This is a genomic window from Desulfosporosinus sp. OT (assembly GCF_000224515.1).
Classification (GTDB): Bacteria; Bacillota; Desulfitobacteriia; order Desulfitobacteriales; family Desulfitobacteriaceae; genus Desulfosporosinus.
The window spans coordinates 1-8,615 of the sequence record NZ_AGAF01000170.1 but is presented as its reverse complement, the minus strand read 5'-3'; the positions used below and the strand labels follow the sequence as shown (position 1 = coordinate 8,615).

The 8,615-nt window shown below is 37.8% G+C and carries 7 protein-coding genes; 6 read left to right on the top strand and 1 reads right to left on the bottom strand.

Annotation, left to right across the window (positions count from 1 at the left end):
• The first annotated feature begins 147 nt into the window (after window positions 1-147).
• The 5 genes from DOT_RS16430 (at window position 148) to DOT_RS16410 (ending at window position 7,598) form a co-directional block, all read left to right on the top strand.
• Window positions 148-2,136 carry an HD domain-containing protein gene (locus DOT_RS16430; protein WP_009621103.1) on the top strand — a complete coding sequence of 663 codons (1,989 nt, stop codon included), beginning with the start codon at window positions 148-150 and terminating at the stop codon, window positions 2,134-2,136.
• A 246-nt stretch (window positions 2,137-2,382) separates the two neighbouring features.
• On the top strand, window positions 2,383-3,357 hold the full coding sequence (locus DOT_RS16425) for a DUF4062 domain-containing protein (RefSeq protein ID WP_040412516.1): 975 nt from the start codon (window positions 2,383-2,385) through the stop codon (window positions 3,355-3,357).
• A gap of 367 nt (window positions 3,358-3,724) precedes the next feature.
• Window positions 3,725-3,970 (top strand): hypothetical protein, encoded by a 246-nt coding sequence (locus tag DOT_RS16420; RefSeq protein WP_157998477.1) that lies wholly within the window; start codon window positions 3,725-3,727, stop codon window positions 3,968-3,970.
• Between the two features lie 83 nt (window positions 3,971-4,053).
• Window positions 4,054-4,281: a hypothetical protein gene (locus DOT_RS30595; RefSeq protein ID WP_040412514.1), complete on the top strand. Its 228-nt coding sequence runs from the start codon at window positions 4,054-4,056 to the stop codon at window positions 4,279-4,281.
• A gap of 86 nt (window positions 4,282-4,367) precedes the next feature.
• Window positions 4,368-7,598: a DEAD/DEAH box helicase gene (locus tag DOT_RS16410; protein ID WP_009621095.1), complete on the top strand. Its 3,231-nt coding sequence runs from the start codon at window positions 4,368-4,370 to the stop codon at window positions 7,596-7,598.
• Window positions 7,599-8,053: 455 nt separating this feature from the next.
• On the opposite strand, the gene DOT_RS28805 is transcribed toward DOT_RS16410, so the two are convergent.
• A complete protein-coding gene (locus DOT_RS28805) occupies window positions 8,054-8,182 on the bottom strand; it encodes a hypothetical protein (protein ID WP_242833856.1) in 129 nt (42 codons plus the stop codon).
• Between the two features lie 30 nt (window positions 8,183-8,212).
• Between DOT_RS28805 and DOT_RS30590 the strand changes: the two genes are divergently transcribed.
• Complete coding sequence (locus tag DOT_RS30590) at window positions 8,213-8,350, top strand: hypothetical protein (protein WP_009621089.1); 138 nt, start codon at window positions 8,213-8,215, stop codon at window positions 8,348-8,350.
• The last annotated feature ends 265 nt before the right edge of the window (window positions 8,351-8,615 follow it).

The window sequence follows — 8,615 nt, the reverse complement described above, 5'->3', positions numbered from 1 at the left end:
TCTATAATGCGCATTTGCTTTTGACAAATATAAACGATAATCAGATTCTGAGAAGTGAACTGCTTGGGAGCATATTGGACGAAGTCATAAACAATGCATATTGTTTGTCTTATTCAAATAATTTTCACATGAGAAAGGGTGGGCAGATTGGAAAAAACCTTTAGAAAAATATTAGAATCAATGAGCATTCACCTGTATGATTCCTTAAATAAAATTGAACAACAAGTTAATAAAATTCTAGACACTCATTATACTAATAATTTTTTAATTCATAGTAAAGAAGTAGAAAAGATATTAGATAAACTTATACCTGTTAAGGAAAAAGTCGCCTTTACTAAAGAGGAAATCTTTATCTTACTTTCTGCGATAATATTACATGATGTTGGCTTATTTATACCTTCTCGCTACAATTCGGTCAATGAACTTAGAGAGAAGCATGCGGAAATCAGTGCGGATTATGTTAATAGTCTTTCCAGTGAATGCAAAATAGACACAAATATATTACTTCCTGTAGCAATCCTATGTCGAGCCCATAGCAAACCACAATCTATTAACAACGTGGATGAGTTTTATCAATACAATGGTATAGAAATACGTTTGCGATTTATAGGCGCATTATTAAGTTTATCTGATGGAATGGAAATATTTAGCAAGAGGGTTATACTGGACAGAGTCCCAGATGATCTTTCATCAAGACGGTGGAAATCAAATGCATTAATTAGTTCTTTAAGCTTTGATCCCTCTAGATGGTCTATATCATTAGAAACCAATACAGAATTACCCAGTGAAATCAATTCTGTTAATAATCTGCGAGATTTTTTACAACAAGCATTAACGACTTATATTCCCGTCTTAAACAGAAATGGGATTTATTATTCTACCATTTTTGTTAATAATGTAGCACACCGTGCAAGTATTTTGCCTTTGTCTAGCACTGGGATTGAAGAAGTGATTAAAATCGTAAGAAGTATAGATTTGTTTTCAAATGTATCAAGTGATTTAGATGAGTATTGTAAATTACATATTGAAAATCAGCACGTGGGGCAAGTTAAATTAATAAAAAAAATAATGCAAAATGTTCTAAAGAACATAGACAAAGGGGAACTTTACAACTTTTATGACAGTTGGATTCGTTTTGAAGTTTTATTCAATATGTTTGAAATTAGGGACCATTTTATACATAACTTTGAAACGTTTCTTTTGGGATGCTATTTTTTAGAAAGTATCAGGACAAATACTCCAGTTTCGCTCTTTCTTAATTACAGCTACAATGAGCTTATTTTTTCTTGGATTCTAGCTTCAACCTTTCATGATATTGGGTATCCAATTGAACATTATAGTGACGTTAGAAGATTAATAACAGATTTATATGATGAATTCGGGCTTTACACTATAGCAAAAGAAATAGATAACGTAAATATCAACAAGCAAACACTTCAAGAACTATACGTTATTCATTTAACAATTAATGCAAAATTCGGGGAAGAAAAAAGAATTAATATTCGTGTAATACTTCTAAATCAAATTATGAATCAATTGGGTGTTGATATTAGACATGCTGAACTAATTCTATGTAAGTTAGAGCAAAATTTTCAACACGGTTTGGTAAGCAGTTGTTTGTTGATAAAGAAAATTCTTAACGCAAAGGGTATCGACTACTTTAGCTCATCATACTTTAAACTTCTAATGGCTGCGACAATAGCCATACTTTTACACCACTTCGATCCTAGTGATGGAGTTCCTATTCAAATTAATTTATATAGCTTGCCCATTGTAACCCTATTACTTATTTGTGATGAGATTCAAGAATGGAATAGACCTTTGGACGACCTTGGTTTAGATAGCTTTAGAGGAAGGATCACCTATAAATTGGAAACCATTACGACCATTGTAGAAGACAATTCACTTATCTTTAAAGTTGTTCTTTTTGTACTAGATGAAGCGGGTTTAGATGAGAAGACTGTTAATGAAAAAGTCGCTAGAATGTTAGTTACCAAGAAGGATAGATTTAACATCATAAGCCAATTTAGCGATTCTAAAGCTCGAAAAAATATTAGCATTTTACTTAAAGTTTATTTTAAAGGGAATCAAGTATATGAGGATGTACGAAAATTATTAATTTTAAAGGAAGCTTAATGAGGTTAGTGTATTACCCGAAAGGATATTGTTTGAAAAACTGAATGTTTATATGAATAGTGTCCTAAATAATAGATATCTTCTGAATGTAGATAGAGGTTCATCTATTGTCTATCCTTTCTATCAATCAAATGTATGTCGCATGGTGTTTGGCGGCATTCCAATTATCCATATACCAATTAGGCTAATAATGTAAAATGAAATAACCCAAAAATGTTAAGCAAAGTGAAATTGGAGAAAAGCGAAATGAAAAAGAAGTATCAAATATTTATTAGCTCAACGTTTATTGATTTAGTCAGTATTCGTAATATTGCATATCAAACCATTCTAGAAATGGGGCAAATCCCTGTAGGTTACAATGACATTGCTTCGGAAAAGAGTATCAAAGAATCTATAAGCCCTTTAATCAACAGTTCTGAAATATTTGTGCTGATTATTGGTGAAAGATATGGAAGTATTACTGAAAATGGTTTTAGTTATATTGAAGAAGAATATAATTATGCTCTATCAAAGGGAAAGCCAATATTGTGCTTTATTAAAAGCGATTATGCAAAAAACGACGATCCACGCTATCATTCTTTTGTAAATGAGTTATTAAAAAAACATTTGATTTCATTATGGAACAACGAAGATGATTTTAAGGCAAAGCTTGCGACAAGCATATATACTTTGATTACAAAAAGCCCTCCTGATACATATTGGGTAAAGCAATACGCCCAAAGAACTAATGAACAATCAGAGATAGATAAATATTATAATGACGTGGCAGATGCAATAGGATTAAACAATGTCAACAAAGACGATAATGATATTCTCGGTCTTATAGCCTTGAATTTGAAAGAATTAAAGGAGTTTTATACTCTAACCAAAAAACAGGCAATCAGGTCATTTTCCTTGTCCGTTAGTATGTGTATATTAGGATTTTTATTAATTATTTTTTCGTCAATTATTGCATTGTTTTGGAATGAGAATCAGATTGCTATTACAACTGGAATCGGGGGTTCCATCGTAGAAGTTATTGCTGGGACTTCTTTATTTGTTTATAAAAAATCTCTGGAGCAGCTAAATTTCTACTATTTGTCATTGCACGATAATGAAAGATTTATGTCTTTGATAAATATCTCATCTAAAACCAACAGTAAGGATGACCTGTATTCAAAAATTGTTGTTTCTGAACTTGAAAGGCTGAAGCTAGTATCAAAGGAAAATAGTAAATCGTGAAAAGACTTAAAGGCAGTAACAAGTGATAATAAGGCTAATAATTGGAATTATGATTTCTAAAAAAATATTCCATATAAAAGGAGAAGAGCGGTATGCCAAAGTATGGAAGAGGATTGAACTATGAAATAGCACTGCAGTTCAAAGTGGGCTGATCACACAGCCATTTAATTTAATATATCTGATATAAGAAGATTTGTGCAGAGTAGGAACTAGATTGTTCCGGATACATATTTAAATGTTTGCCTTGCAAATGGAGCATCAAAAAATCATAGTCCAAACTATAAGAAGTATTTTGAAGCAATGGGTAATGGCACTTACATACTGTCGAGATGTTAAGATATGAATTAATCATTATTCATATAAAGAGATGAAATTTGAGGTGTATATGACATATTACAATCAAATAGAAGAGTTAGTAGCCCAATATCCCGATTTTTGGGATTATTATGGTATCCATCGTAATAGTAGAATAGATCAAATCTTTAATAACCCGCTAAGGTTCATTGAAGAGACTTTTATGTATGCATCAAAAAAATTATTGGCTCCTACTAGTAATGGTGAAGACGATGAGTTACGTCCGAAACTTTCAGAGGCACGTGCGGCTCATTATTAGTTCCAGAATATGATCGAGTTAATTTCTTCCGAAATCCTTTGCTCTTCATTCTTGCAGTTTCAGATTCGATTGAGCCATACAAGTTGTTTAGTACTATACAAATTGATAAAGCACCTTATAATAAAGACCAACTTCAGTTATTACTTAAAGAAACTAATATTGAAATTATTAACGACCGGATAGTGATAAAACCTCCAAAGACAATGATCGACAAATTTCATGATAAGATTAATGAATTAAAAGATTGGGTAGATGTTGACTGCCGTGAAAATGCTGATACGTTTGAAATAATTCCATGCCCGGCAGATTAGTTCAAGTAGGACTTGAACTTCCGGTTATCCATATACTTAACTCTCATAGACTTAACTAATTCCAGTCTCTGAATTAGAGGTGCATCATGTCAGAAATCATCTATGGCCTATACGAGCAAATCATTAACGGAATCATCAACAAAAACCTGAATAAAGTAGATCAGCAACTTATCATAAAAGATACTCAGCCCCTGGATTCGGCTGAGTCTTCTAAGATTCTGGCAGAATACCTGACTAAAATTTTACGCGAGATTTTTGATTATATCGAAGATGGCGACTCTGTGGTCAGAGACCGTGTTAATTTATGTAATGGTATCTTACAATACATAGCCGAGTGTATCCAGAAAGGGAGCTTTAGCTTCAAAAAGGATCAAGAGACCTTAAAACGAGTCGAGAGTTTCCTAATAAATCAAGATGCCCAGCTCTTATTAGCCCTGGTAGACAAGAAAGCAAGCAAAGCAAAAGCTTTACCTGCCTCGGAAAAGATCGTGAGACCAGAGACTTCCATCGCAGAGAACTCCCTATTTACTGGCGCGGTCCATGAGCCGAGTATGATCTCCGAACTGAAAAAGGAAATCTTAAGCAGCGACCGAATTGATTTTCTTGTTTCCTTTATTAAGTGGAGCGGCTTGCGTTTAATTATCAATGAGCTGACCCAGTTTACTATGGGCGGCGGCAAACTGCGGGTCATCACCACCTCCTATCTGGGAGCTACAGATTTTAAGGCCGTGGAACAACTCAGTAAACTGACCAATACGGAAATACATATTTCCTATGATACAGAACGGACCCGCCTTCACGCTAAAACCTATGTTTTCTGGAGAAATACCGGCTTCAGCACCGTTTATATCGGATCGTCAAATATCTCTGAGTCAGCCATGACCAGCGGATTGGAGTGGAATATCAAGCTATCCCAATATGACTCCGGGGATATTTTAGAGAAAATCCGAGCCACCTTTGAAGGGTATTGGAACAATCTTGAGTTTACACCCTTTATTCCAGCCCTTGATTCCGAGCGCTTGAGAAAAGCCTTGAGGTCTGAGCGAAGAAACAGTCAGGATGAAGCCAATGCCTTAGGGTTTCACTTTGATCTGAAACCTTACTATTATCAGCAAGAAATTCTGGACAAATTGAAGGCTGAACGGGAAGTGCATCACTCCTTTAGAAACCTGGTAGTCGCGGCCACGGGGACGGGTAAGACCGTTATCGCTGCCTTTGATTACCGGGACTTTTGCAGGGCAACCCCCACTCGACCCAACAGACTGCTCTTTGTTGCCCACCGAAAGGAAATATTAAGCCAGAGTTTGGCTTGCTTTCGAGGGATACTCAAGGATCTTAACTTTGGCGCCATGATGATGGGAGGTCTGAAGCCGGATAGCTTTGAACACTTATTTGTCTCTATCCAATCCTTTAACTCGAAGGATTTGACAGAGGTCACTACCCCTGATTTCTACGATTATATTGTCATTGACGAATTCCATCACGCCGCCGCCCCATCCTACCAGGAACTTTTGGAGTATTATCAGCCGAAGGTGTTGCTAGGCCTGACGGCAACCCCTGAGAGATCGGACGGTCGAAGCATCTATACATATTTCCAAGGCAGAGTCGCTGCTGAAATCCGCTTATGGGAAGCTATTGAACGGAAATTGCTCAGTCCCTTTCATTATTTTGGGGTAACTGATAATGTTGATCTTAGTCGGGTTCACTGGGTAGCTGGCAATTACGATGAACGGGAACTGGAGAACCTCTATGTGTTCGAAAAAGCCATTGCCGAAAAGCGAGTTGGTTATGTTATTAGCGCCCTGGAAAAGTATTGTCTGGAACCTGAGGAGATTATAGGAATTGGTTTTTGCTTAAATAAAAGGCATGCTGAATTTATGGCTCAGGTTTTTAATAAAGCAGGGTTGCCTTCAGAATTTTTGGTGGCGGAATCGGAGAGCGCTGTGAGGGATAGTGTGAAGCGGCGTTTAGTGACGAAGGAAATCACCTTTGTTTTTGTGGTGGATATTTATAATGAAGGAATTGATATTCCTGAAGTGAATACGGTTCTTTTTTTGCGGCCCACGGAAAGCTTAACTGTCTTTTTGCAGCAGTTAGGCAGGGGGCTAAGACTCTGTGAGGGAAAAGAAGCCCTGACGGTCTTGGACTTTGTAGGGCAAGCGCACCAGAAGTATTCCTTTGAAGACCGCTTTAAAGCTTTGTTATCCAGGTCTCGAAAAACCGTTGAGCAGGAAATTAAGACGGGTTTTGCCAATGTGCCCAGAGGCTGTTCCATCCAACTGGAAAAACAAGCTCAGGATTACATTCTGGAGAACATTCGCAATGCGATTAATACTAAGCGTAATATTATCAGCAAGCTCTATGATCTTATGGAGACTAAACAGGAGCTTAAGGTCAGAGAGTTTTTCAAGGGTTATCATGTGACACCCCAAGACGTCTACAGCAAAAAAGTGACGGTTGTGGGACTGGCGGCTCAGGCTGGTTTACTGAAGGGCTATCAGGTAGATACAGAGCGAGAACGATTGCTGGCTTCAGCACTGGGAAGATTATCGTTTGTAAATTCCAGACGCTGGATTTGTTTTATGCAGAAGATCCTACCGCTGATTCTTTTAGGTGAAGGTTCTTTATTGCAATCTTTAACTACGGTGGAACGGACAATGCTAACCATGGTTCACTATACCCTATGGGGTAAGGGCCTTGGTGATCTGGGCAACAGGTTTGCTTCAATAGAAGAGGCGATTTATTGGGTTATTAATGATCCACGGCTTTACCAAGAACTGATGGATTTGCTGGACTATCAGTTCGGCATTATCGATTTCGTGGATAAGCCTTTGGTCGGCTTTGAGGATGAATACCCACTGGACTTATATTGTGCTTACACCTTTGATCAGATTTTAGTGGCTCTGAGAAAACATACGGAACAAAAGAGGAGTTCTTTCAGGGAAGGAGTTCTCTACCTAGCTGAGAAGAAGCTGGACGTCTTTTTCGTGACCTTAAACAAGTCGGAAAAGGACTATTCTCCTTCAACCATGTATCAGGATTATTCCATCAATGAAGAGCTATTCCATTGGCAATCTCAAAGTCGAACGACGGAGGAATCGCTGACAGGGCAAAGGTATCTTAACCAATTAGCCAGTGATGGGAACGTGTTGTTTTTTGTGAGAGAGTATAAGAAGGAGGGGGCTTTTGCTTCTCCATTTACTTGTCTTGGATTTGCCGATTTTCAAAGCCACTATGGCTCAGCACCCATTAGTATTGTCTGGAAGATGAAGGAGCCTTTGCCGGGGTTTGTGATGAAGAAGACGGTAAAGGTTTGATTTTCATGGGGCTTCATTAACTAATCCGGATAACAATTTAAAGGATGACGAGTGAAAATGAATAAAAGAGTTTATGGAGATATTTCATTTAAAGTAAATTGGCAAGGTGAAATTGTAGCGATTCAACCCAGAGCCAGAGTCTGGAGAGATGGTACAAATCAAAATATCCTGAATTAGGCCAGCAAGCAATTACCGGTGTGGAACTGCAGCAAATCTTCGGGGAGCCGCGCAAGGAGCTCTCCTTTTCCGTGTGGGGCAGGGAGAGGTAATCGCTTGAAGGAGAAATTGCCTGGGTGTATATAGTTAAAAACATAAAAATAGGGGGAGTCGAGACGATGTTGCCGGTGCAGGCTGATGCTTTCTTTATGAAAAATACACCTTCTAAATCAACCGAACGGTTAATTTTTTTTCTTTACTTGCGAAGCTTGGGCTTATACAATGGCCTGAATTATTGTTTACTCCATGGAAACACCCCTATTCGGCGGAAAATGCTTACGGGCAGTCACTTGTTCATTTTCAAAAGCCAACTGCCGTATGAATTCCCTGATACTTCTGTTATTTCCTTCTCTGAATGGATGAATCATGTTGAGTTCTGACATATAGGCGACGGTTATGTGTTCAAAGACGGGTCAACCGTGGTATTTTACTATGGTGCCAACGAGTTGGTGTATGATATTAAGAAGTCAGATGAAGCGAGGAAACCTGCCTCATTGCATATGAGTAAACCAGGGCTAGCTTTGAATATTGGTTAGATCCGGTATGCGCATGAACCACATATTTCCTGCGGGATAATATCGTGATAATATGGGGTTGGATATATTTTCGCTGACCCGTGGCAAAATGATTTGGCTAGTGAGCGGGGATGAAAGAAAGGAAAGTGTGTATGCTCAGCATATCGAAACTGTTCATGAACAGAAAGAGACTTTTGCTGATCGGTGTTGCCTGTGTTGTTTGTGTGCTTATACTTCATTGGACTTTGCGCACCGATCCTTTTGTACCTGCCGGGAGTTCGGATCC

Excerpts from the sequence above, each read along its gene's own strand:
- DOT_RS28805 (WP_242833856.1), bottom strand. The coding sequence starts at position 8,182 with ATGATTCATCCATTCAGAGAAGGAAATAACAGAAGTATCAGGGAATTC.
- DOT_RS16425 (WP_040412516.1), top strand. The coding sequence starts at position 2,383 with ATGAAAAAGAAGTATCAAATATTTATTAGCTCAACGTTTATTGATTTA.
- DOT_RS16420 (WP_157998477.1), top strand. The coding sequence starts at position 3,725 with ATGAAATTTGAGGTGTATATGACATATTACAATCAAATAGAAGAGTTA.
- DOT_RS16410 (WP_009621095.1), top strand. The coding sequence starts at position 4,368 with ATGTCAGAAATCATCTATGGCCTATACGAGCAAATCATTAACGGAATC.